At 61.6% G+C, this 22,448-nt stretch carries 22 protein-coding genes; 4 read left to right on the top strand and 18 right to left on the bottom strand.

Features of this window, described 5'->3' with window-relative positions; translation table 11 throughout:
* The first annotated feature begins 26 nt into the window (after positions 1 to 26).
* Entirely contained in the window at positions 27 to 1,214 is a 1,188-nt protein-coding gene (locus ACYZUD_RS07700) for a pyridoxal phosphate-dependent aminotransferase (RefSeq protein ID WP_462023400.1), read from the top strand.
* Between the two features lie 150 nt (positions 1,215 to 1,364).
* On the opposite strand, the gene ACYZUD_RS07695 is transcribed toward ACYZUD_RS07700, so the two are convergent.
* The 10 genes from ACYZUD_RS07695 to ACYZUD_RS07650 form a co-directional block, all read right to left on the bottom strand.
* A complete protein-coding gene (locus ACYZUD_RS07695) occupies positions 1,365 to 2,342 on the bottom strand; it encodes an NAD(P)-dependent oxidoreductase (protein WP_462023399.1) in 978 nt (325 codons plus the stop codon).
* Complete coding sequence (locus ACYZUD_RS07690; RefSeq protein ID WP_462023398.1) at positions 2,339 to 3,661, bottom strand: MFS transporter; 1,323 nt, start codon at positions 3,659 to 3,661, stop codon at positions 2,339 to 2,341. The genes ACYZUD_RS07695 and ACYZUD_RS07690 overlap by 4 nt, the downstream gene beginning before the upstream one ends.
* Before the next feature lie 60 nt (positions 3,662 to 3,721).
* Positions 3,722 to 4,753 (bottom strand): sugar kinase, encoded by a 1,032-nt coding sequence (locus ACYZUD_RS07685; RefSeq protein WP_462023397.1) that lies wholly within the window; start codon positions 4,751 to 4,753, stop codon positions 3,722 to 3,724.
* A complete protein-coding gene (locus tag ACYZUD_RS07680; protein ID WP_462023396.1) occupies positions 4,746 to 5,528 on the bottom strand; it encodes a sugar phosphate isomerase/epimerase family protein in 783 nt (260 codons plus the stop codon). Before ACYZUD_RS07680 ends, ACYZUD_RS07685 begins: the two co-directional genes overlap by 8 nt.
* A 155-nt stretch (positions 5,529 to 5,683) precedes the next feature.
* On the bottom strand, positions 5,684 to 6,709 hold the full coding sequence (locus ACYZUD_RS07675; RefSeq protein ID WP_462023395.1) for a LacI family DNA-binding transcriptional regulator: 1,026 nt from the start codon (positions 6,707 to 6,709) through the stop codon (positions 5,684 to 5,686).
* Between the two features lie 138 nt (positions 6,710 to 6,847).
* Positions 6,848 to 7,456: a LysE family translocator gene (locus tag ACYZUD_RS07670; RefSeq protein ID WP_462023394.1), complete on the bottom strand. Its 609-nt coding sequence runs from the start codon at positions 7,454 to 7,456 to the stop codon at positions 6,848 to 6,850.
* 52 nt (positions 7,457 to 7,508) lie between these two features.
* Positions 7,509 to 8,348 carry an AraC family ligand binding domain-containing protein gene (locus ACYZUD_RS07665; RefSeq protein WP_462023393.1) on the bottom strand — a complete coding sequence of 280 codons (840 nt, stop codon included), beginning with the start codon at positions 8,346 to 8,348 and terminating at the stop codon, positions 7,509 to 7,511.
* A gap of 75 nt (positions 8,349 to 8,423) precedes the next feature.
* Positions 8,424 to 9,065, bottom strand: a complete 642-nt coding sequence (locus ACYZUD_RS07660) for a DUF1345 domain-containing protein (RefSeq protein ID WP_462023392.1) — start codon at positions 9,063 to 9,065, stop codon at positions 8,424 to 8,426.
* Between the two features lie 102 nt (positions 9,066 to 9,167).
* A complete protein-coding gene (locus tag ACYZUD_RS07655) occupies positions 9,168 to 12,266 on the bottom strand; it encodes a multidrug efflux RND transporter permease subunit (RefSeq protein WP_462023391.1) in 3,099 nt (1,032 codons plus the stop codon).
* 15 nt (positions 12,267 to 12,281) lie between these two features.
* Complete coding sequence (locus ACYZUD_RS07650) at positions 12,282 to 13,439, bottom strand: efflux RND transporter periplasmic adaptor subunit (protein WP_462023390.1); 1,158 nt, start codon at positions 13,437 to 13,439, stop codon at positions 12,282 to 12,284.
* A gap of 297 nt (positions 13,440 to 13,736) precedes the next feature.
* Between ACYZUD_RS07650 and ACYZUD_RS07645 the strand changes: the two genes are divergently transcribed.
* Positions 13,737 to 14,438: a response regulator gene (locus ACYZUD_RS07645; protein ID WP_010459989.1), complete on the top strand. Its 702-nt coding sequence runs from the start codon at positions 13,737 to 13,739 to the stop codon at positions 14,436 to 14,438.
* A 4-nt stretch (positions 14,439 to 14,442) separates the two neighbouring features.
* The gene (locus ACYZUD_RS07640) at positions 14,443 to 15,744 is read left to right on the top strand and encodes an ATP-binding protein (RefSeq protein WP_462023389.1); all 1,302 of its coding nucleotides are present in this window, start codon (positions 14,443 to 14,445) and stop codon (positions 15,742 to 15,744) included.
* Positions 15,745 to 15,931: 187 nt separating this feature from the next.
* Here the strand turns inward: ACYZUD_RS07640 and ACYZUD_RS07635 are convergent, their stop codons facing one another.
* Genes ACYZUD_RS07635 through ACYZUD_RS07620 form a run of 4 tightly spaced genes read right to left on the bottom strand, consistent with a single transcriptional unit; the run spans position 15,932 to position 18,318 of the window.
* Positions 15,932 to 16,699, bottom strand: a complete 768-nt coding sequence (locus tag ACYZUD_RS07635) for an anti-sigma factor family protein (protein ID WP_462023388.1) — start codon at positions 16,697 to 16,699, stop codon at positions 15,932 to 15,934.
* Complete coding sequence (locus ACYZUD_RS07630; RefSeq protein ID WP_462025201.1) at positions 16,699 to 17,193, bottom strand: RNA polymerase sigma factor; 495 nt, start codon at positions 17,191 to 17,193, stop codon at positions 16,699 to 16,701. The genes ACYZUD_RS07635 and ACYZUD_RS07630 overlap by 1 nt, the downstream gene beginning before the upstream one ends.
* 54 nt (positions 17,194 to 17,247) lie before the next feature.
* The gene (locus ACYZUD_RS07625; protein ID WP_462023387.1) at positions 17,248 to 17,778 is read right to left on the bottom strand and encodes a tetratricopeptide repeat protein; all 531 of its coding nucleotides are present in this window, start codon (positions 17,776 to 17,778) and stop codon (positions 17,248 to 17,250) included.
* A 27-nt stretch (positions 17,779 to 17,805) separates the two neighbouring features.
* Positions 17,806 to 18,318 (bottom strand): cytochrome b, encoded by a 513-nt coding sequence (locus ACYZUD_RS07620; RefSeq protein WP_462025200.1) that lies wholly within the window; start codon positions 18,316 to 18,318, stop codon positions 17,806 to 17,808.
* 184 nt (positions 18,319 to 18,502) lie between these two features.
* On the opposite strand from ACYZUD_RS07620, the gene ACYZUD_RS07615 reads away from it, so the two are divergent.
* On the top strand, positions 18,503 to 19,276 hold the full coding sequence (locus tag ACYZUD_RS07615; RefSeq protein WP_462023385.1) for a class I SAM-dependent methyltransferase: 774 nt from the start codon (positions 18,503 to 18,505) through the stop codon (positions 19,274 to 19,276).
* 135 nt (positions 19,277 to 19,411) lie between these two features.
* Here the strand turns inward: ACYZUD_RS07615 and ACYZUD_RS07610 are convergent, their stop codons facing one another.
* The 4 genes from ACYZUD_RS07610 to ACYZUD_RS07595 all read right to left on the bottom strand — a co-directional run bounded on the left by ACYZUD_RS07610 (position 19,412) and on the right by ACYZUD_RS07595 (position 22,367).
* The gene (locus ACYZUD_RS07610; RefSeq protein ID WP_462023384.1) at positions 19,412 to 20,365 is read right to left on the bottom strand and encodes a D-2-hydroxyacid dehydrogenase family protein; all 954 of its coding nucleotides are present in this window, start codon (positions 20,363 to 20,365) and stop codon (positions 19,412 to 19,414) included.
* Positions 20,366 to 20,378: 13 nt separating this feature from the next.
* The gene (locus ACYZUD_RS07605) at positions 20,379 to 21,401 is read right to left on the bottom strand and encodes an alpha/beta fold hydrolase (protein WP_462023383.1); all 1,023 of its coding nucleotides are present in this window, start codon (positions 21,399 to 21,401) and stop codon (positions 20,379 to 20,381) included.
* A gap of 85 nt (positions 21,402 to 21,486) precedes the next feature.
* Positions 21,487 to 21,921, bottom strand: a complete 435-nt coding sequence (locus ACYZUD_RS07600) for a YqaA family protein (protein ID WP_462023382.1) — start codon at positions 21,919 to 21,921, stop codon at positions 21,487 to 21,489.
* Positions 21,921 to 22,367: a DUF411 domain-containing protein gene (locus ACYZUD_RS07595; RefSeq protein ID WP_462023381.1), complete on the bottom strand. Its 447-nt coding sequence runs from the start codon at positions 22,365 to 22,367 to the stop codon at positions 21,921 to 21,923. The genes ACYZUD_RS07600 and ACYZUD_RS07595 overlap by 1 nt, the downstream gene beginning before the upstream one ends.
* Positions 22,368 to 22,448: the final 81 nt, after the last annotated feature.

Genomic DNA, 22,448 nt, shown 5'->3' with positions numbered 1-22,448 from the left:
TGGAACCCGCGCGATTGGAGAAATACATGCGCTACTCAGCCTTGACCAAACGAATCGCCGGCGACGGCGCTGCGGCCTGGCAAATTCATTACCGCGCACTTGAATTGCGCGAACAGGGCGTCGATGTGCTGCTGTTGTCGGTCGGCGATCCGGACTTCGATACACCGCAACCCATTGTCCAGGCCTGCATCGACAGCCTGCTGGCCGGCGACACGCACTACTCGGAAGTACGCGGCAGTCGGGGGTTGCGTGACAGCATCGCCCGCCGTCATCGGCGTCGAAGTGGTCAAGGGGTGGATGCCGATCATGTGATCGTGCTGCCCGGTGCGCAGTGCGCGGTGTATTCGGTCGCGCAATGCCTGCTCGATCCGGGAGATGAAGTGATCGTCGCCGAACCGATGTACGTGACCTATGAAGGCGTGTTCGGCGCCTGCGGAGCCAAAGTGGTGCCGGTGGCGGTGCGTCCCGAAAACGGCTTTCGGGTCGACCCGGCGGATGTCGCGGCACTGATCACGGCTAAAACCCGAGCCATTGTGCTCAACAGTCCGAACAACCCTTCCGGCGCCAGTTTGTCGCTGATGATCTGGCAGGAACTGGCGTCACTGTGTATTCGTCATGATCTGTGGCTGATCAGCGACGAGGTTTACAGCGATCTGTTGTATGAAGGCGAGCACATCAGCCCGGCCAGCCTGCCGGGTATGGCCGAGCGCACCGCGACGATCAACAGCCTGTCCAAATCCCACGCCATGAGCGGCTGGCGAGTGGGCTGGGTGATCGGGCCAAAAACCTTGGCCGAGCATCTGGTGCACCTGTCGTTGTGCATGCTGTTCGGCATTCCGGATTTTATTCAGAACGCCGCGCAACTGGCGCTCGATGAGGATCTGCCGGAAGTGGCGCAGATGCGTGAAGAGTACCGTCAGCGTCGCGACCTGGTGTGCGCGAGTCTGAGCAATTGCCCGGGTATTCGGCCGATACGGCCGGATGGCGGGATGTTCGTGATGGTCGATGTGCGCCAGACCGGGCTTTGTGCCCAGGGTTTTGCCGAGCGTCTGCTGGAAGGGTATGGCGTGTCGGTGCTGGCCGGTGAAGCGTTCGGGCCGAGTGCGGCGGGGCATATTCGCCTTGGGTTGGTGGTGGATCAGTTGAAGCTGGCCGATGCGTGCCAGCGGATTGCGCTGTGTGCGGCGGACCTTCTGGAGGCGCGGCGGGCCTGAAGGTTTTGTGTTGTTTGTGCCGGCCTCATCGCCGGCAAGCCGGTCTCGCTCCCACATTTGATCTGCGACGTACACAGCGTTTGTGTCCATAGCCGATCCCCTGTGGGAGCGAGCCTGCTCGCGATAGCTATCTGACAATCACCAAATCCCTCACTTCTTCCACGCTTGAACATTCACCAGATTCACCGGCCGCTCACCCGCCAGCGCCGCCAGCAGATTATCCACCGCACATTTTGCCATCGCCTCCCGAGTCTCATGAGTCGCCGAGCCAATGTGCGGCGTCGCCACCACGTTGTTCAACTGCAACAGCGGCGAGTCATGGTTCAGCGGCTCACGTTCGAACACATCCAGCCCCGCCGCGCGAATCTGGCCGTCACGCAACGCCTGGATCAGTGCGGTTTCGTCCACCACCTTGCCCCGGGAAATATTGATGAAGATGGTCTCGGGACGCATCAGGGCAAACTGTTTCGCGCCGATCAACCCTTCGGTTTCAGCCGTCAGCGGCAACGTCAGGCAAACAAAATCCGCCTGCTGCAACAGCTCCGGCAGGCTGCGGTACTGTGCATTGAATCGCTGTTGCACCGCCGGTTTCGGCGAGTGGCTGTGATAGATGACCGGCATGCCAAAACCGAAATGCCCGCGCTGGGCCAACGCCTCGCCGATCCGCCCCATGCCGATGATCCCGAGAGTCTTGCCGTGCACATCGCTGCCGAATTGCGCGGGGCCGATGTTGCGATGCCACTGACCGGCGCGAACCATGTTTGCCAGTTCCACCACGCGTCGGGCCGTCGCCAGGATCAGCGCGAAACCGGTGTCGGCCGTGGTTTCGGTGAGCACATCCGGGGTGTTGCTGAGCAGGATTCGCCGCTCGGTCAGGTAGTCGATGTCGTAGTTGTCGACGCCCACGGAGACGCTGGCGATGGCTTCCAGGTCGGGTGCCAGATCAAGCAGTGCGGCGTCCAGTTTCAGGCTGGCGCCGAGCAGGCCATGGGCGCGGGGCAGGGCTTCGCGCAGTTGCGCAAGGCCTTCTGCATCGAGGTTGTCGATCAGCGTCACGTCGGTCTGCTCATGCAGGCGAGCCATCAGCAGCGGCGAGAGTTTTTTGTACAGCACAACCTGCTTTTTCATCGTCGTCCTCTCAACATCAATTCAGGGTGAGTAACCACTGGGCGTTGCACAGCGGCTTTGGCCACAACCCGGTCACTGGCGCCGGGCTTGAGGCAAATCGTCAGCACCACCGAGAGCATCAACGCACCGCTCATCAACAGGTACGACGCGCCGGGCGAACCGGTGGAGCTGTTCAGGTAGCCAACCAGATAGGACCCGCCAAACGAACCGAGCGCGCCCATGCTGTTGATCAACGCCATGGCGCCACCCGCCACGTTGGCCGGAAGGATTTCCGGGATGATGGCGAAGAAGGGGCCGTAAGGCGCGTACATGCAGGCGCCGGCAATCACCAGCAAGGTGTAGGACCACCAGAAATGTTCAGCGCCCAGGGCGTAGGAACCGTAGAACGCAATCGAGGCGATCAGCAGCGGCGGCCAGACGAAGCGTTTACGCTTTTGCAGTTTGTCAGAGCCCCAGGACACCAATAGCATGCCGATCACTGCGGCCAGATACGGCAGCGCCGAGAGCCAGCCAGCCTCGACCATGTCCATCTGCGCGCCGGCCTTGAGGATCGACGGCAGCCACAACACGAAACCGTAGACACCAATGCTCCAGCAGAAAAATTGCAATGCCAGGAGGATGACTTTCGGTGAACGGAAGGCTTCGGCGTAGTTTTTCACCGCTTTGATGCCGACCTGTTCGGCGGCCAGGGCGCTTTCCAGGTCGTGCTTTTCCTGGTCGGTGAGCCACTTGGCCTGGGCCGGACGGTCGTCGGCCAGACGCCACCAGATAAACGCCCAGAGCACCGCCGGCAAGCCTTCGATGATGAACATCCAGCGCCAGCTGTAATGCTGCACCAGATAACCCGACACCACCGACATCCAGAGCATGGTCACCGGGTTGCCGAGGATCAGGAAGGTATTGGCCCGCGAGCGTTCGGCGCGGGTGAACCAGTGGCACAGGTAGATCAGCATCGCCGGCATCACCGCGGCTTCGACTACGCCGAGCATGAAGCGGATGACGATCAGCCAGTAGGCGTTGGAGACGATCCCGGTCAAGGTCGCCAGGCCGCCCCAGAGAATCAGGCTGACGAAAATCAGCTTCTTCACGCTGTGCTTTTGCGCGTAGATCGCACCTGGCACCTGGAAGAAAAAATAGCCGAGGAAGAACAGCGCGCCGAGCATCGACGACAGGCCGGGTGTGATCATCAGGTCGGCAGCCATTCCGGAGGCGGCAGCGAACCCGTAGTTGGCGCGATCCAGATACGCCAGGCTGTAGGTGATGAACACGATGGGCATGATGTACCACCAGCGGCGGGCGGCGAGCGTTGCGGTTTTCATGGTGGTGCTCCTGAGCTTGTTGTTTTTGTCGCAGCAGGTAACGGTTTGAATCTTCGGTGACTAAGCTGGCCTCATCGCGAGGAGGCTCGCTCCCACAGGGGATTTTGTGTCCGACTCTGAACCAGTGTGGGAGCGAGCCTGCTCGCGAATGGCGGCCTCAAACTCGACGGCCATTTCGGATCGGGTCGGCAACCCCTCCATATCCCCCCGGCTCTGCACCGCCCGGCTGCCAATCCAGTTGGCGCGCTTTACGGCGTCGGCAAATCTGTGGTTTTCCAGCAGGGCGCTGATCATGCCGACGGCAAAGCCATCGCCGGCACCGACCGTGTCGACTACGGTTTCCACGGGCACGCCCGCCACGAAACCCTGGTCCAGATGGGTGCGGTAATAGGCACCGTGCGGACCCAGTTTGATCGCCACGGCTTCGGCGCCCTGGTCGAGGTAAAACGCCGCGATGTCGGCGGGGTCTTCGAAACCGGTCAGCAAACGACCTTCGCTCAAACCCGGCAGCACCCAATGGGCGAGGGCGGCGAGGCGGTTGATCTCGGTAATCATCTGTTGCGTGCTGGCCCACAGGCTCGGGCGCAGGTTCGGGTCGAAGGACACGCTGCGCCCGGCCTCGCGCATGCGAGTCATCAATTCGAAGGACATTTCCCGTGCGGACGCGGACAGCGCCGGGGGAATGCCGGTGGCGTGCAAGTGCCGAGCGTTCAGCAGTTCGGGAACGATCGATTGCGGCGACAGATGACTCGCCGCCGAACCGCGCCGGAAATACTCGACCATCGGATCGCCGCCATCGTCAGTGCGCGACTTGAGTTGGAACCCGGTCGGGTGTGCGGAGTCGATGGCAACGTTACTGCAATCCAGTCCTTCTTTTTCCAGCGTGTCGATCACGAACCGGCCCAGGGAATCGGCGCCGACCCGGCTCAGCCACGCCACCTTGAACCCCAGTCGCGAGAGACCGATGGCGACGTTGTTGTCAGCCCCGGCAATGCGTTTGTGGAAGTGGTCGACGTTGGACAGTTCACCGTTCTGCTCGGCGACGAACATCGCCATGGTTTCGCCGAACGACAGAATATCGATCTCAGACATGAGCGCTCTCCAGGCGGGATTGACCGAGGCGGGCGAGGGTCGCGACATGTTCGGTGGTGAGTTGCACCAGGTCGTCGCCTTGCAGCGGATATTCCGCTGCTCGCATGACGTTTTGGGCCATGTGCCGCAGCAGTTGTTCCCACAGATGCAGGTCGCTGGCGGCAGGCGGTATGGCGACCAGCTTGCCGTCGGCCCGGCGTGATACGGCCTTGCAGTGCACATAACCCACATGGCGGCCGAGCAGCCGCGCGGCGCTGGCGGCCGATTGGTCTTGCCAGTGCCAGTTGCCGATATCGAAGGTCATCTTGATCGGCAAGTTGTGTTGCTCGACGTAAGCGAAAAACCGTTGGAACGGTTCAATGCGACCGCCGTGCAGGGTCTGATCGTTTTCCACCAACAGATGCACCGCACTTTTGCCCAGCACTCGGGCCAGGGTCTGGAGGTCGCTGGTGTCGGTGAAATAGCCCAGGGATACTTTCAGCCATTTGGCGCCGAAGGCTTGGGCGCGTTGCAGGGTGGTGGTCAGTTCGGGATTGGGTTTCGACTGGCCGGCCAGCCATAATTCCATTGGCGAGGAATACACACTTTCGAGGCCCTGGGCCTGGGTGGCGTCAGCCAGTTGTGCAGGGTCTTCGACCGTCAGCAGTTCTTCGCGCCATTCAATGCGCGTGGCGCCGGCGGCGGCCAGCACTTCAATGAAACTGCCTTGGCCACGTTGGCGCACGAGGTCGGCACCGTAGCTCGACAGGCTGATGGAGACGGGTGGTTTATTCATTGTTCTCTACCTCTGAAACCGGTTTCATTTTTGTTCAAAAAAAATGTCTGGGTATTTGTGATGAGCTTTAGGGCCTCATCGCGAGCAAGCTCGCTCCCACATTGGAATGCGGCGCACGTGTGGGAGCGAGCCTGCTCGCGATGGGGGCATAACAATCACCGAGAATCGCCAAGAGTCGACCCCCGCACAATCAACCGAGCCGAAAAATCCAGCCTCCGCGCCGGCCCGTCATCGCCACGCAAGCGCTTGAGCAAACACTCGAATGCACTCGCGCCAATTTCCGCCGTCGGCTGGGCGAGGGCGGTGATGCCGCTGCCCACCAACGGGTACCAATCCAGATCATCGAGGGCGATCAGGCCGACATCCTCGAACAGGTTGCACTTCAATTCCCGCAACGCATGGGTGCTGGCCAGCGCCGCAATTCCGTTCGCGCAGAACAGCGCTTTCGGGCCGGGGCCGGGTGTATCGAGGAAGGATTTCAGGTTCGCAGTCAGTTCGCTGCCGGTTTCAATGAGGGTGCCTTTAAGCGCAGGCCGCTGTTCAATCTGTGCCTTGAAGCTGCTGACCCGCTCGATCCGCGAGCTGGTGCCGTCATACGGCTCGGTGACCAGCAACACATCGCGGTAGCCGCGCTCTTCAAGGTGGGTGAGGGCGATCTCGACCGCCGCCGGGTTGTCCAACCCGACCAGATCACTCTCGAGTTGCTCGACCTTGCGGTCCACCAGTACCAGGGGCATTTCCCGATGCAGTTCTTGTAATTCGTCGCGGTGGTGACCGAGGGTGTTCACGATCAGCCCTTCGATGTTGTAGGAGCGCAGCAGGGCCAGGTGTTGGCGTTCCTGCTCGTCATCGCGGTCGGTGTTGCACACCACCAGGCTGTAGCCGTGCTGACGGCAGGCGGTTTCCACCCCGTGCATCACGGCAATCGAATAAGGGTTGCGGATATCGGCGACCAGCATGCCGATCAGGCGGGTTCGCCCGCGTTTCAGGCCGCGGGCCATCTGGTTCGGACGATAGCCCAGTTCGGCAATTGCCTGCTCGATGCGCAAGGCAATCGCATCGGACAGCAAGGCGCGATCATCGCCGATGAACCGCGAAACGCTGGCCTTGGAAACCTTGGCGTGTTCGGCGACATCAAGCATGGTCACGCGGCTGCGTTGGGCGGCGGAGAAATCGTTCACGGTCTGAAACCTTCTTATTGGATTTATAAGGTCTGTGCTGTTCAGGCAGCACTGAAACCGGTTTCAGAAGACACCAGAAACGAATCCCTCGTCAAGTGCCCGATAGGCCGACGAACGAGAAATGCCGACAGGTGGCGTTCAGGCCAACACACTCAACCACGCGGACCCCAGCAACAGCAGGGCCATGCAGCGATTGAAACGTTGCATCGCCCGGGGTGAGCGCAACCACCGCGCGGAGCCAGCGCCAAGCAACGCCCAGACGCCCAGGCAAGGCAAGGAAATCAGGAAAAAAGCCAACGACAAATACATCACATGGACCAGGCGCTGTTCGCCGACTCCGGCGAACACACTGACGACAGCGAGCGCCATCATCCAGGTTTTCGGGTTGATCAATTGCAGGCTCGCAGCGCCCACCAGCCCGAGTCGGGCGTCGGTGTCCCGAGTGTCGAGGGCAACGGTCGGTGCGCTGAAAATCTGCCACGCCAGGTAACTCAGCCAGGCTACGCCGATCCACTGCATCGCGGTTTGCACGATGGGCAACGCGGTCAACGACGAACCGGCACCGGTGCCGACCAACAACACAAGGGTGGCCGCGCTGGCACAGGCACCGAAGATGATCGGCACGGCGGCCACCAGTCCGTATCGGGCGCTGTTGCTCAACACCAGAATGTTGGTCGGACCGGGGGTGATCGAAGCCACAAAAGCGAACAACAGAAAAGGCAGCAACGTCGGGAAAGAAGAGAACATCGCAGGCAAACTCCGGTGAGGATCATTGAAGTCGATCTTCACAATCCGCGGGTTACCTGTCTGGAAGATTTGAGCAGCGCTTGCGATACAGCGCCGGCGTCAGGCCGTAGGCACGCACGAACCAGCGGCCCAGATGGCTCTGGTCGGCAAACCCCAGCTCCATGGCCACCGTCGCCGGTTGCTCGCCATGGGCCAGCATTCGACGGGCCGTGGCCAGGCGCAATTGCACCAGATAGGCGTGGGGCGCGATGCCATAAGCGGTTTTGAAGGCGCGGGTCAGGCGGAAGCGATCGACGCCGGTAGCGGCGGCCAGTTGGTCGAGACCGATGTCATATTGAGCGTGGGCATGCAGATACTCGCGAGCCTTTTGCGCCACCAGCGGCAGGCGCGGATCTTCACTGTAGCGAGCGCGCCAGTGCAGATGGCTGGTCAGGCGTTCGAGCAAACCGTCGAGGGCAGTCTGGCGGACGATTTTCAGTTCACCGTGATGCAGGGATTGAAACGCGAGGCTGGTGGCGTGAGCCAGGCGCACATCGGTCGCCAGGGTGTTGGCGAAACTCAATTGACTGTTGTCCGGTGCATTGTCGAACACGGCGCTGAGTTCACGCTTCAGCCACTGCGGGTCGAGGTACAACATGCGATAGGTGAAGCCGTCTTCGGTCGGTGCTTCGCCGTCGTGGATGTCGCCCGGTTCAAGCAGAAACACCTTGCCCGGCGTGCTTTGGTGTTTCGCCCGCCGACAGTTGAACTGCTGGACCCCTTGCTCGGTGACGCCCACCAGATAGCTGTCGTGCCAGTGCGGGTCGTAGGCGTGGCCTTCGAAATGCGCGCGCAGCGTCTCGATGCCGGTGTCGGCGTCCTGGGCCAGGTCGATCCAGTTGTGAGTCGTCATGCTGCACCTGTGAGGCGGATTGCCGACCTATTTAACGCCTGCGCCGAGGGCGATGACTAGAACGTTTGTGCACGATCAGTTGAACAGACCTGCGGCGATGTTGATCGAAAACCCGAGAATGGCCGTGTTGAACAGAAAGCCGATCAGCGACTGCGCCAAAACAATCTTGCGCAAATCCCGAGTCGCCACGCCGACATCGGACGTCTGTACCGCCGCGCTGATGGTGAACGAGAAATACAGGAAGTCCCAGTAATTGGGGGTTTCCAGACCTTCAGCAAAGCGCAGCGCCAGGTCTTTGCCGTCCCAGGTGTAGAACAGGCGGGCGTAGTGCACGCTGAAAATCACCCCGATCAGCAGCCATGAACCGATCACGGTCAACGCGGTAAAGCCGTAGTGCAGCAGCTTGCGGGTGGTTTCCAGGTCCCGGCTGCCGGCCAGTTCGAAGGCGATGGTCGCCAGGCTCGCAATCGCGGCGATGCACACCACGAACAGCACCAGCCCGGCGTTCTCGTCTTCGACTTCGGCAATGCGCTTCACGTCCGGCGCTTTGGTGCGCACGGTGAGCCAGAGCATCAGGACCAGGTAAGTCCAGACCCCGGCATTCCAGCCGAAGAGGATTTTGCTGATGATCGAGTCGGCCGGAGCCAGAATGCCCACCGCGATGCCAAATGTAGCTGCGGCGGACAGGCGTGGGTGGGTGCGGGCGAGGAAGGGCATGTGGACTCGATGCGTCAGGGCTTTGCAAGCACCTTAGCCCAGCGCACTCCGTTGTGACCACAACCTGAGATCGATGCAAACCCCTGTGGGAGGTGTTGCGGGTTAGATTTTGTTATGCCGCTTGCGCACCAGTTTCATCACCACCACAAAAAACACCGGCACAAACACCACTGCCAAAGTCGCGGTGATCATCCCGCCAATCACCCCGGTGCCGATGGCTTGCTGGCTCGCCGAACTGGCGCCGGTGGCAATCGCCAGCGGCACCACGCCGAGGATGAACGCCAGGGACGTCATGACGATCGGCCGCAGTCGCAGGCGCGCGGCTTGCAGGGTGGCGTCGATCAGGTCGTGGCCTTCGTCATACAGGCTCTTGGCGAACTCGATGATCAGGATCGCGTTCTTCGCCGATAGCCCGATGATGGTGATCAACCCGACCTTGAAGAACACGTCATTCGGCATCCCGCGCAAGGTCACGGCCAGCACCGCACCGAGTACACCGAGCGGCACCACCAGAAGCACCGAGGTCGGTATCGACCAGCTCTCATACAACGCCGCCAGGCACAGGAACACGATCAACAGCGACAACCCGAGCAGGATCGGCGCCTGGCTGCCGGACAAACGTTCCTGCAACGACAACCCGGTCCATTCCTGACCCAGCCCCGCCGGCCCTTGCGCCACCAGCCGTTCGATTTCGGCCATGGCTTCGCCGGTGCTGTGGCCGGGCGTCGGTTCGCCGGAGATGCTGATCGCCGGGTAGCCGTTGTAACGGGACAACTGCGCGGGGCCCTGGGTCCATTTGGCCTGGACAAAGGCCGATAGCGGTACCATTTTCCCGGCGTTGTTGCGCACGTGGATCTTCAGCAGATCCGCCACCTGGCTGCGCTGATCGCCTTCAGCCTGAACCACCACCCGCTGCATCCGCCCCTGATTGGGGAAGTCGTTGATGTAGGCCGAACCGACGGCGGTGGACAGCACGTTGCCAATGTCGGCAAACGACACACCCAGCGCGTTGGCCTGTTTGCGGTCCACGATCAGTTGCACTTGCGGTGCTTCGGCCAGGGCGCTTTCGCGCACGTTCATCAGGATCGGGCTTTTCTCGGCGGCCGCCAGCAACTCGCTGCGCGCCTGCATCAACGTGGCATGGCCGAGGCCGCCGCGATCCTGCAAGCGGAACTCGAAACCGCTGGAGGTGCCGAGCCCGTCCACCGGTGGCGGCAGGACCGAGAAGGCCACGGCGTCCTTGATCTGGCTGAACGCGATGTTGGCCCGGTCGGCAATCGAACTCGCCGAATCGTCGCTGCCGCGATCAGACCAGTCCTTGAGCGTGGTAAACGCCAACGCCGCGTTCTGGCCGCTGCCGGAGAAGCTGAAGCCGAGAATCACTGTGCTGTCGCCAACGCCCGATTCTGTGGCGTTGTGCGCTTCGATCTGCTCGACCACTTGCACCGTCCGGTTCTTGCTCGCGCCCGGTGGCAGTTGCACGTCGGTGATGGTGTAACCCTGATCTTCAACCGGCAGGAACGAGGAGGGCAGACGACTGAAGCTCACGCCCAGGCCGATCAGCAGCACACCGTAGATCAACAGGTAGCGACCGCTGCGTTTGAGCGCATAGGCGACCCAGCCTTGATAACGCACGGTCAGTTGCTCGAATCGGCGGTTGAACCAACCGAAGAACCCGCCCTTGGCGTGATGGTCGCCCTTGGTAATCGGCTTGAGTAACGTTGCGCATAGCGCCGGGGTCAAGGTCAGCGCGAGGAACGCCGAGAACAGGATCGAGGTGGCCATGGACAACGAGAACTGCCGGTAAATCACCCCGACCGAGCCCTGCATGAACGCCATAGGAATGAACACTGCCACCAGCACCAGGGTGATGCCGATGATCGCCCCGGTAATCTGCTTCATCGCCTTGCGCGTCGCTTCCTTGGGCGACAGGCCTTCGGTGACCATGATCCGCTCGACGTTTTCCACCACCACAATGGCGTCGTCCACCAGAATCCCGATGGCCAGCACCATGCCGAACATGGTCAGCACGTTGATCGAAAACCCGAGCGCCAACATGGTCGCAAAGGTGCCCATCAGCGCCACCGGCACCACCAGCGTCGGGATCAGCGTGTAGCGGATGTTTTGCAGGAACAGGAACATCACCGCAAACACCAGCAACATGGCTTCACCGAGGGTGTAAACCACCTTGGTGATCGAGACTTTGACGAAAGGCGAGGTGTCGTACGGGATCTTGTATTCCACGCCCGCCGGGAAGTAGCGCGCCAGTTCATCCATCTTCGCCCGCACCAGGGTCGCGGTGCTCAGGGCATTGGCGCCCGGCGACAGCTGCACACTGACGGCAGTGGACGGCTTGCCGTTCAGGCGCGTGCCGAACTGATACTCCTGGCTGCCGATCTCGACCCGTGCCACATCGCCGATGCGCACGGTGGAACCGTCGGGATTGGCCTTGAGCACGATGTCGGCGAATTCTTCCGGGGTCGACAGCTGACCTTTCACCAGAATGGTCGCGGTGATTTCCTGGGTGGTGCGGGTCGGCAAATCGCCAATGCTGCCGGCCGAGACCTGAGCGTTCTGCGCGACGATAGCGGCGTTGACATCGGCCGGGGTCAGGTTGAAACCGATCAGTTTCTGCGGGTCGATCCAGATGCGCATCGCCCGTTCCGCACCGTACAGTTGCGCCTTGCCGACACCGTCCAGACGCTTGATCTCGTTCATCACGTTGCGCGCCAGGTAATCGCTGAGCGCCACGTCGTCGAGCTTGCCGTCACTGGACGTCAGGGTAATCAACAGCAGGAAACCGGCGGAGACTTTCTCCACCTGCAAGCCTTGCTGGTTCACCGCTTGCGGCAGGCGCGACTCCACGACTTTCAGGCGATTTTGCACATCCACCTGGGCCATTTCCGGGTCGGTGCCTGGCTGGAAAGTGGCCTTGATCGTGGCGCTGCCAAGGCTGCTTTGGGACTCGAAGTACAACAGATGATCGGCGCCGTTGAGCTCTTCCTCGATCAGGCTGACCACGCTCTCGTCCACGGTCTGCGCCGAAGCGCCCGGGTACACGGCATAGATTTCAATTTGCGGCGGCGCGACGTCGGGGTACTGCGCCACCGGCAACTGCGGAATGGCCAGGGCACCGGCCAGCAGGATGAACAGGGCGACCACCCAGGCGAACACCGGGCGGTCGATAAAGAACTGCGGCATAAAAAAGCGTCCTGCTTACTGACCAGAAACCTGGGCAAGTGGAAGAGGGGTGTCGTCGATCTGCACTTTCTCGCCGGGGCGTGCGTGTTGCAGGCCTTCGATGACGATGCGGTCGCCGGGCTTGAGGCCTGCGGTGACGATCCATCGATCGTTTTGCACCGGGCCCAGTTCTACTGGCTGTTGGCCGACGCGTTGATCCGCATCGAGCACCAGCACCTGAGCAATACCGGCGCTGTCACGCTGGATGGCCCGTTGCGGCACACTGATGCCTTGCTGATTCACCGCTTGCTCCAGACGCACACGCACGAAGCTGCCGGGCAACAGGTCGAGATCGGGGTTGGGGAACTCACTGCGCAGGATGATCTGGCCGGTGCCCGGGTCGACGGTGATGTCGGTGAACAGCAGCTTGCCCGGCAGCGGATAGAGGCTGCCGTCATCCTGGATCAGCGTGGCTTTGGCCTGGCCCTGACCGACTTGCTGCAACTGGCCGGAACGGAAGGCGCGGCGCAGGTCGTTGAGTTCGCGGGTCGATTGGGTCAGGTCGGCATGGATCGGGTTCAGTTGCTGGATCAACGCCAGCGGCGTGGTTTCGTTCTGCCCGACCAGCGCGCCTTCGGTGACCAGCGCGCGCCCGATGCGCCCGGAGATCGGTGCAGTGACGGTGGCATAACCGAGGTTCAGTTTCGCCCGCTCCACGGCGGCCTTGTTGGCGGCGACGTCGGCGGCGGTTTGCCGTACGGCAGCCCGGGCGTTGTCGTAGTCCTGGCCGCTGATGGCATTGCCTTCGATCAACTGCGCGTAACGCTGCTCTTGCAAGCGCGCCTGGAAGGCATTGGCTTCGGCTTTGCGCAGGTCTGCTTCGGCGCTGTCCAGGTCAGCCTTGAACGGCGCCGGGTCGATGCGAAAGAGGATATCGCCTTTTTTCACGTCGCTGCCTTCACGGAACACCCGTTGCAGCACCACGCCGGCCACTCGGGCGCGGACTTCGGCGATGCGTGGCGCGGCAATCCGCCCGCTCAACTCGCTGGTGATCGACAGCGGCCGGGCTTCGAGTGTCTCGATGCGAACCGTGGCCAGAGGCGCCTGCTCTTCGGCAGTCGAGGCCTTGTCACAAGCGCTCAGCGTCAACGCCAGTGCAATCAGGCTGAGCTTGGCAAGCAGGTTCTTTGACATGTAAATACCCCAATAATGAACTCCCGCATCCTACGGGGAGCCAACGAGGGTAGCGGTGAAGCTTTGTAGGCGCTGTGTGAAATTGTGTAAGGGTTTTGCTCAGGTAGGGGTGAGGGCGTATATCCTTGGCCGCTTGAAACTTTTTGCGACTGTCAGGCCGCTATCGTGAGCAGGCTCGCTCCCACAGGGGGGATCTCATGTGGACACAGATTTTGTGAACGCCGCTAATCCACTGTGGGAGCGAGCCTGCTCGCGATAGCGGCTGATCAGGCGCCACCGCACTTTCTGGAACACCCCATGCCCAACATCCTCCTGGTCGAAGACGACACCGCGCTCTCCGAACTGATTGCCAGCTACCTGGAACGCAACGGCTATTCCGTCAGCGTGATCAGCCGTGGCGACCATGTGCGCGAGCGCGCGCGGGTCAATCCGCCAGACCTGGTGATCCTCGACCTGATGCTGCCGGGGCTCGATGGCCTGCAAGTCTGTCGCTTGCTGCGCGCCGACTCGGCGACGTTGCCGATCCTGATGCTCACCGCCCGCGACGATAGCCACGACCAGGTGCTGGGCCTGGAAATGGGCGCCGACGACTACGTCACCAAACCCTGCGAGCCGCGCGTGCTGCTGGCCCGCGTGCGGACCTTGCTGCGCCGCAGCAGCCTCAGCGAACCGCAGACCGCCAACGACCGCATCCTCATGGGCAACCTGTGCATCGACCTGTCCGAGCGCACCGTGACCTGGCGCGATCAACTGGTAGAACTGTCCAGCGGCGAATACAACCTGCTGGTGGTGCTGGCCCGGCATGCCGGTGAAGTGCTGAGTCGCGACCAGATCCTGCAACGCCTGCGCGGCATCGAATTCAACGGCACCGATCGCTCGGTGGACGTGGCGATTTCCAAGCTGCGTCGTAAATTCGACGATCATGCCGGCGAGGCGCGCAAGATCAAGACCGTGTGGGGCAAGGGCTACCTGTTCAGCCGTTCCGAATGGGAATGCTGACGTCATGTTCAGAATCCTGTTTCGCCTCTACCTGGTGACCATCGTCTCGTTCAGTGCGGCGATCTACCTGGTGCCGGACCTGGTGATCAAGGTCTTCCATGAGCGCTTTATCACCTACAACCTCGATTATTCGCGAGGGCTGCAAACCCTCATCGTCAAACAGTTTCACGCGGTGCCTCAGGAACAATGGCCGGCCCTGGCGGCCGAGATGGACAAGGAATTCCAGCCACTGCACATCGTCCTGAGCGGCAACGACGATGCCGATTTCACCCTCGACGAACAGAAACGTTTGCAACGTGGCGAGAACGTCGTGCGCATTGGCGACTGGGGCTGGCGCACCCTGGCGGTGTCGCCGCTGAACGAGCAGACGGTGGTGCAAATGGTCGTGCCGCCGGACCCGATGGACGTCAGTTTGCTGTACTGGAGCATCAACGTGCTGATCGGCGCGACCATGCTGGCGTGTCTGTTGCTGTGGCTGCGCCCGCACTGGCGCGACCTGGAGCGCCTCAAAGGCACCGCCGAACGCTTCGGCAAAGGGCACTTGAGCGAGCGCACGCAGATTTCCGCCCACTCCAACATCGGCAGCCTGGCCAACGTCTTCGACACCATGGCCGGCGATATCGAGAACCTGCTGAACCAGCAGCGGGACTTGCTCAATGCCGTCTCCCACGAATTGCGCACGCCGCTGACACGCCTGGATTTCGGCCTGGCTCTGGCGCTTTCCGACGATTTGCCGGCTGCCAGTCGCGAACGTCTGCTGGGATTGGTCGCCCACATTCGCGAGCTGGACGAGCTGGTGCTGGAACTGTTGTCCTACAGCCGCCTGCAAAATCCGGCGCGGCTGCCGGAGCAGGTCGAGGTGTCGCTGGATGAATTCATCGACAGCATCCTCGGCAGCGTCGATGAAGAACTGGAATCGCCGGACATCGTCATCGACGTGCTGCTCCACGGTCAGCTCGAACGCTTCAGCCTCGACCCACGCCTGACCGCCCGCGCCATACAGAACCTGCTGCGCAATGCCATGCGTTATTGCGAGAAGCGTATTCAGATTGGTGTGCAGGTGTGTGCGAAGGGGTGTGAGATCTGGGTGGACGATGACGGGATTGGTATTCCGGATGATGAGCGGGAGCGGATTTTCGAGCCGTTCTATCGGCTGGATCGCAGCCGGGATCGGGCCACCGGCGGGTTTGGGCTGGGGCTGGCGATCAGTCGGCGGGCGCTGGAAGCTCAGGGCGGAACGCTGACCGTCGAGCCATCACCGCTGGGCGGGGCGCGATTCCGTTTGTGGTTGCCGACCTCAGCCTGAGTCTGCGCAATACCTGTGGCGAGGGGGCTTGTCGGAACGCCGCCCGCCCCGTTCGGCTGCGAAGCAGTCGTAAAAACCGGGAACCGGGTTTGACAGAAAGAATGCAGGGGCCGCTGCGCGACCCAGCGGGGGCAAGCTCCCTCGCCACAGGGGGAACTCCAGATGCCGAGTTGGTTACCCTTTCCCTTCAGGCGCTTAGCCGGCTTCTTAGCAGCTTCGCCATGTCCTCCAGTTCCGCCGCCGGGTTATGCCCGATCAGCATCCACGCATGTTCCATGTCCGCCCAATAGACCACATTCATCCCATGCCGACGCTCATGGGCAAAATGCCGGCTGCCGCTGTTGGAGCGCGTGACGCACAGCGCTATCGGCCCGTGCGCCGGGTCCAGGTAGGTAATCTGGGCGATGGGCACACCATCGTATTCAAGGATTTGTGCGCGCTTGAACACCGGGCGCGACAAGGCCAGTTTGGCGGGCACCAGATTGAGGCCCAGACGCGCGTCGATGGTCCGCAGTTGCGCGCGTTGGGCGGCATCGTCGCTGGGCAGATGGTCGAGGGTTTGCGGGACGTAGAGCGACATATAGTCCGCGACCAATCCGCGCCAGTTGCTTTTCTGCTGGCTCAATTGCCAGCCGAGAAACAACCGGTCCGCCACGACGCCACTCACCACCAGGCCCGCCGCCGCAGCGAGGAACCAGCGCCGGTTCAGGGTCGGGCTTGCAGGCGCGGGCAGGGTGTCGAGCATGGCTTGCAGCCGATCCACGGGGGCCTGTTGCGCCAGTTCATCGTAGGCCTCCTTGAACGGCAGGCTGCTGCGGGCCAGCCATTGCAGGCGCAGGTTGAGCGTCGAGTCTTCGGCGATGGCCGCGTCGATACGGGTGCGCTGGTCGATATCGAGTTGGTCGTCGAGGTACGCCACCAGTTGCTCATCCGAAGGTATCGCGTGATCGTTCATCAACGTTCTCCTGTGGAGGGGTTCGGCACGGCGTGCAACGGCGGATACTCCGCAAGTTTCGCGCGTGCGGCGGCGAGGCGGCTCATGACGGTGCCGATGGGCACCTGCAGCACCTCGGCGACTTCGCGATAGGACAAGCCTTCGACATAGGCGAGAAACACCGTTTCCCGCTGGGCTTCGGGCAACGCGTCGACGCGCCGGATCACCTGCGCTGCGAGGACATGGGTCTGCGCCGCGTACTCACCGTCGAACGACAAGGCATGATCGGCCTCCACGAAACCCTGGCCCTGACGCACCCGGCGCGAGCGAACTTCGTTGAGCCAGATCGAATGCAGAATGCTCATCAGCCAGCGATCCATGCGGGTGCCCGGAACAAACTGCCCTGCACGTTCAAGCGCTCGCACGCAGGTGGCCTGCACCAGGTCCTCGGCGACATGCCGTTGCCGGGACAACAGCAGGCCGTAGCGCCATAAACGCGCCAGATGCTGGCCCAGCTCTGCCCGTATTGCCTGATCGCTGGCGATGGCGACCTCCGTCCGCTCTGGGTGTCAGGTTTTCGATGAATCGGCGATGGCTTCGGCCAGGTCCTGGTACTCCTCGCAGGTATTGCCGCAGATCGATTGGATCTGCTGCAACTGCTCCTGAGCGAGATCCAGTCGACCTTTGATCACATAGGCTTCGCCGAGGTATTCGCGGACTTGTGCGTACTGCGGGTCGAGTTTCACCGATTGCAGGTAATAACCGATGCCTTCGTCGGTACGCCCCAGTTTACGCGTGGCGTAGCCGCGATAGTTCAGCGCCTTGGCGGTGTTCGGTTCCTTGAGTGTATCCAGCAAGGCCAGGGCTTCTTCATAGCGACCGTCCTTGGCCAGTCGATAAGCGTAATCGGTGCGGTCGGCGTCCGGCACCAGGCTGCTGTTTTGCATGAGGCATTTCTGCTGCTTGCTGTCCCAGACCTGGCCTTTGGGGCAGTTGGGTTTGGCCGGTTCTTCTTCGTCACCGTCGGCCAACGCAAGGGCGCTGGACAGCGCGACAGCAAGCAACAGCGGGGTCGTGAAAACAGCTAAACGGATGTTCATCGGCGATGCTCCACAGGTTTATTCGTTTCAGTTCGAACCACGCCCCGGCAACATGCGGCGCAACGTGTTATCCCGCAGGCCGTAATGGTGAACGAGCGCCATGACCGCATGCAGCGCGGCCAGAATCACGATGGCCCACGCCACTTGTTCGTGCAGGCCGCCGAACACCGACTTCATGCTTTTATCGAAGGTAATCAGGGTTGGGACATCGAACAGGCCGAAAAAGTTGAACGGTTCAGCCTGGGCCCAGCGAAACAAAAAGCCCAGCACGATCTGGCTCAGCAACAGGGCATACAGTGCGAGGTGCGCGGTCTTCGCCAGAACGTTCATGACGCCCCGATTGGCGGGTGGCAAGCGACGACCGTGAGACAGACGCCAGAGCAGTCGAGTAATAACGATCACTGCCAACAGGATGCCGCAGGAAATGTGTAACGCCTGCAATTCCTTGCGCAGCGGCGTGCCCTTGGCCAGTTGCTCCCAGACCTGGGCGCTGGCGAACATGCCAATCACCAGCAGGGCGGTCAGCCAGTGCAGGCTCATGGTCAGGCGGTCGTAACGTGACGGCGAATCCAGGTTCAGGTTGTTCACGGGTAATCCTCAAGGGTGATGGGAGGTGAACACCCTGGCGTGAACAATTATTCATTTTTTCTGCCGGTTTTTTCAGGGAACGCGCAAATCGAGGCGCTATGCTCGACAGCATTCGTCGTCGATCTGGAGCACTGCCATGAAAGATCAGGTCCATCACGCTGCGGCCGCCGGTTATAAAACCGCTGCCGATACTTACGTTCGCGGTCGCCCGGACTACCCGCCGCAGGTGGCCGACTGGTTGACGGGCACGCTCGGTTTGAACGCGGATAAAACCGTGATCGAGTTGGGTGCCGGCACGGGCAAGTTCACTGGTCGACTGGTGGCGACCGGGGCACAGGTGATTGCCGTGGAGCCGGTGGCGCAGATGCTCGACAAGTTGTCCGAAGCCTTTCCCGACGTGCTGGCCGTGAGCGGCACCGCCATGGACTTGCCGCTGCCGGATGCTTCGGTGGACGTGGTCGTCTGCGCCCAGGCCTTTCACTGGTTTGCCAGCAACGAAGCGCTGACAGAAATCGCCCGGGTGCTTAAGCCCGGCGGCAAGCTGGGGCTGGTGTGGAACCTGCGCGATACCCGGGTGAGTTGGGTGCCGAAACTGGACGCGATCGTCAATGCGCTGGAGGGCGATACGCCGCGGTTCTACACCGGGGCCTGGCGCCGGGCATTTCCTCATGCGGCGTTCGGGCCGATGCAAGAGCAGCAGTTCAGCCATGGTCACACGGGCTCTGCGGAGGATGTGATTTTCAACCGTGTGCGCTCCACCAGTTTTGTCGCGGCATTGCCGGCGGCGGAGCGGGCGAAGGTTGATGAACAGATACGCGCAATGATCGCCAGGGAGCCGGAACTGCGTGGCAAAGATGTGGTGACGGTGCCTTATGTGACGGCGGCGTTTGTGGCGGTGAAGGGCAGTTAGATCGGGGGTGGGTCAATCGCGAGCAGGCTCGCTCCCACAGGGATCTGCATCAGGCACAAATTTTGTGACCGTCGCAGATCATGTGGAAGCAGGCTTGCTCCGGGCGGCGTTCCGACGATGAACGATGAAGCGGTATCAGCTCAACAGGCGAATCGGTTCTCCCGCTGACCAGGCCTGAATGTCCTCGATCATTTGCGAAAAGAACTGATGATAGTTCTGCTGGCTCACGTACCCGACATGCGGCGTGGCCAGCACATTCTCCAGCGTCCTGAACGGATGATGAGCCGGTAGCGGTTCATGCTCGAACACATCCAGCGCCGCGCCGGCCAGTCGCTGTTTCTGCAGCGCCTTGATCAGCGCCGCCTCATCGACAATCGGTCCGCGAGCGGTGTTGACCAGCAACGCTGTGGGCTTCATCCAGTCCAGTGCCTGGGCGTCCACCAGGCCGCGGCTGCGATCGCTGAGCACCAGATGGACCGACAGCACATCGGCCTGTTCGAACAGTTCCTGTTTGCTGACATACGTCACGCCGACTTCGGCAGCCCGCTCGGCCGTGAGGTTCTCGCTCCAGGCGATCACCCGCATACCAAACACCTGACCGAACTGCGCAACACGCTTGCCAATGCTGCCCAGACCGAGGATCGCCAGGGTCTTGCCGTGCAGGTCGCCGCCCAGGCCTTGCTGCCACTGACCTGCGCGCAGCGCGTTGGCTTCGAGGACAAGGTTGCGGGTCGCGGCCATGATCAGCGCCCAGGTCAGCTCCGGGGCGGCGTGTTTGTAACTGTCGGTGCCGCAGACCTGAATGCCCAGCCCGGCAGCGGCTTTCTGGTCCAGGGCGGCGTTGCGCATGCCGCCGGTGACCAGCAGTTTGAGTTTCGGCAGCCGCCGCAGAAGTTCCTCGTCGAACCGGGTGCGCTCGCGCATCACGCAGATCACCTCAAACCCACCCAAGCGTTCCGCCAGGGTTTCATTGTCGGCAGGGTAGTCGTGGATAAAACTCACCTGGCCAATGGCGTCCAGCGCCGACCAGTCCACCACGTTCCGGGCCACATCCTGCCAATCATCGATTACCGCAATCTGCACTGCCATCAGCCTTACCTCATCAACGAACGGGGTTGGTTTTGTTCAGCCAGGCGAGCAGGGCCTGGTGGAATTTCGCCGGCTCTTCCATTTGCGGCGCGTGGCCCATGCCGGGAAATTCGACCAGCGTCGACTGGGGAATCAGTTTCGCCACTTGCTTGCCGAGTACGTCGTAGTGACCGATTTTCGCCTTGACCTCGGGCGGCGCAATGTCCTTGCCGATGGCCGTGGTGTCGGATGTACCGATCAGCAGCAGCGTCGGCACCTTCAAGTCCTTGAACTCGTAGTACACCGGTTGGGTGAAGATCATGTCGTAGATCAACGCCGAATTCCACGCCACCTGAGTCTTGCCCGGGCCTTTGCTCAGGCCTGCGAGCATGTCCACCCAACGGTCGAATTCGGGTTTCCAGCGGCCGTCGTAATAGGTGTTGCGTTCATAATCGCGGATGCCTTGCGCGGTGACCTTCAGTTCGCGCTCGTACCATTGATCCACCGTGCGGTACGGCACGCCGAGGGCTTTCCAGTCTTCCAGTCCGATGGGATTGACCAAGGCCAGTTGTTCGACCTGATCGGGATACTGCAGCGTATAGCGGGTAGCGAGCATGCCGCCGGTGGAATGCCCGAGCAGGGTGGCCTTCTGGATGCCGAGGGCCTTGAGCAGTTGTTGGGTGTTGGTCGCCAGTTGCTGGAACGTGTATTGATAGTTGTCGGGTTTGCTTGAGGTACAGAAACCGATCTGGTCCGGGGCGATAACCCGGTAGCCGGCGTCGCTCAGCGCCTTGATCGAGGCGTCCCAGGTCGCGCCGCAAAAATTCTTGCCGTGCATCAACACGATGCTGCGCCCGTTGGCCTTGCCGTGGGCGGCGACGTCCATGTAACCCATTTGCAGGGATTTGCCCTGGGACTCAAAGGCGAAATGCTTGACGGTGTAGGGATATTCGAAGCCTTGCAGCTCCGGGCCGTATTCCGGGCCTTCGGCAGCGATGACGGGCAGTGCTGCGGTCAGCAGCAGGCTGGGCAGCCAGCGGGAAAGCGTCAGGGACATGGGAGAACTCCATAGGAAATCCGCCGATGCTGGATCGGCATGATTAGGGCGACATTAAACACAGGCAATCGTGGTGAATGCTCGTTCAACCCATCCAGCCCAATGTTGCCAGAGCCAACGCGCCATAGCGGACGCCTTTGGCGAGGGTCACGATCAGCAGGAAGCGCCCGAGCGGCTCACGCATCACGCCGGCCACCAGCGTCAGCGGATCACCGATCACGGGCACCCAGCTCAATAGCAGTGACCAATGGCCGTAGCGTTGATAGTGGACCCGGGCTTTTTCCAGATGATGAGGGCTGACCGGAAACCAGCGCCGATCATGGAAACGCTCGATGCCGCGCCCCAGCCACCAGTTCACCAGTGAGCCCAGGACATTGCCCAACGTTGCCACGACGAGCAACGACCAGAGCCAATACTGGCCGCTGAGCAACAACCCCACCAGCACCGCTTCGGACTGCAAGGGCAACAGGGTCGCAGCACCGAATGCGGCGAAGAACAGCCCGATGTACGCACCGAACATCAATGGGCGGGGTAGTCCGCCACCACCACGTCAGTGCCATCCTTTTTCAGGCCGATCACCTGGTACGCATCGCTCATGCCGTCCATTTCCATGCCGGGCGAGCCCATGGGCATGCCGGGGGCGGCAACGCCCAACAGATCATCGCGTTTGCTTAACGCCAGAACCTGATCGGCCGGCACATGACCTTCGACGAATTTGCCGTTGATCAGGCCGGTGTGACAGGACGCCAGGCGCGGAGGCACGCCGTGCTGTTGCTTGAATTCGCTCATGCTGGTTTCGACGTGATCCTCGACCTTGAAGCCGTTGGCCTCCAGGTGGCTGATCCATTTTTTGCAGCAGCCGCAGTTGGCGTCGCGGTGAACTTCGATCGGGATCAGATCGGCGGCCTGGGCGAGGGAAGAAATGAACAGGGCGCTCAGGGCGACCAGACGCAGGTGGGTTCGCATGGGGAATCTCGTCTTGGATTGCGGCCAAAAAATGCATTCTGACCGGTTTCTCCGGCAATGAGGTATGAGATTGTTTCGAGG

Source organism: Pseudomonas sp. XS1P51 (assembly GCF_054897845.1).
Note: the sequence above shows the minus strand (reverse complement) of the source record. Positions and strands in the feature narration are given on the sequence as shown.

What these genes read in the sequence shown, in the direction of transcription:
- ACYZUD_RS07680 (WP_462023396.1), bottom strand. Translation starts at nt 5,528, where the DNA reads ATGAATAAACCACCCGTCTCCATCAGCCTGTCGAGCTACGGTGCCGAC.
- ACYZUD_RS07595 (WP_462023381.1), bottom strand. Translation starts at nt 22,367, where the DNA reads ATGCGAACCCACCTGCGTCTGGTCGCCCTGAGCGCCCTGTTCATTTCT.
- ACYZUD_RS07635 (WP_462023388.1), bottom strand. Translation starts at nt 16,699, where the DNA reads ATGAACGATCACGCGATACCTTCGGATGAGCAACTGGTGGCGTACCTC.
- ACYZUD_RS07615 (WP_462023385.1), top strand. Translation starts at nt 18,503, where the DNA reads ATGAAAGATCAGGTCCATCACGCTGCGGCCGCCGGTTATAAAACCGCT.
- ACYZUD_RS07695 (WP_462023399.1), bottom strand. Translation starts at nt 2,342, where the DNA reads ATGAAAAAGCAGGTTGTGCTGTACAAAAAACTCTCGCCGCTGCTGATG.
- ACYZUD_RS07660 (WP_462023392.1), bottom strand. Translation starts at nt 9,065, where the DNA reads ATGCCCTTCCTCGCCCGCACCCACCCACGCCTGTCCGCCGCAGCTACA.
- ACYZUD_RS07655 (WP_462023391.1), bottom strand. Translation starts at nt 12,266, where the DNA reads ATGCCGCAGTTCTTTATCGACCGCCCGGTGTTCGCCTGGGTGGTCGCC.
- ACYZUD_RS07645 (WP_010459989.1), top strand. Translation starts at nt 13,737, where the DNA reads ATGCCCAACATCCTCCTGGTCGAAGACGACACCGCGCTCTCCGAACTG.
- ACYZUD_RS07690 (WP_462023398.1), bottom strand. Translation starts at nt 3,661, where the DNA reads ATGAAAACCGCAACGCTCGCCGCCCGCCGCTGGTGGTACATCATGCCC.
- ACYZUD_RS07605 (WP_462023383.1), bottom strand. Translation starts at nt 21,401, where the DNA reads ATGTCCCTGACGCTTTCCCGCTGGCTGCCCAGCCTGCTGCTGACCGCA.
- ACYZUD_RS07650 (WP_462023390.1), bottom strand. Translation starts at nt 13,439, where the DNA reads ATGTCAAAGAACCTGCTTGCCAAGCTCAGCCTGATTGCACTGGCGTTG.
- ACYZUD_RS07620 (WP_462025200.1), bottom strand. Translation starts at nt 18,318, where the DNA reads ATGAGCCTGCACTGGCTGACCGCCCTGCTGGTGATTGGCATGTTCGCC.
- ACYZUD_RS07625 (WP_462023387.1), bottom strand. Translation starts at nt 17,778, where the DNA reads ATGAACATCCGTTTAGCTGTTTTCACGACCCCGCTGTTGCTTGCTGTC.
- ACYZUD_RS07610 (WP_462023384.1), bottom strand. Translation starts at nt 20,365, where the DNA reads ATGGCAGTGCAGATTGCGGTAATCGATGATTGGCAGGATGTGGCCCGG.
- ACYZUD_RS07665 (WP_462023393.1), bottom strand. Translation starts at nt 8,348, where the DNA reads ATGACGACTCACAACTGGATCGACCTGGCCCAGGACGCCGACACCGGC.
- ACYZUD_RS07670 (WP_462023394.1), bottom strand. Translation starts at nt 7,456, where the DNA reads ATGTTCTCTTCTTTCCCGACGTTGCTGCCTTTTCTGTTGTTCGCTTTT.
- ACYZUD_RS07640 (WP_462023389.1), top strand. Translation starts at nt 14,443, where the DNA reads ATGTTCAGAATCCTGTTTCGCCTCTACCTGGTGACCATCGTCTCGTTC.
- ACYZUD_RS07685 (WP_462023397.1), bottom strand. Translation starts at nt 4,753, where the DNA reads ATGTCTGAGATCGATATTCTGTCGTTCGGCGAAACCATGGCGATGTTC.
- ACYZUD_RS07600 (WP_462023382.1), bottom strand. Translation starts at nt 21,921, where the DNA reads ATGTTCGGTGCGTACATCGGGCTGTTCTTCGCCGCATTCGGTGCTGCG.
- ACYZUD_RS07700 (WP_462023400.1), top strand. Translation starts at nt 27, where the DNA reads ATGCGCTACTCAGCCTTGACCAAACGAATCGCCGGCGACGGCGCTGCG.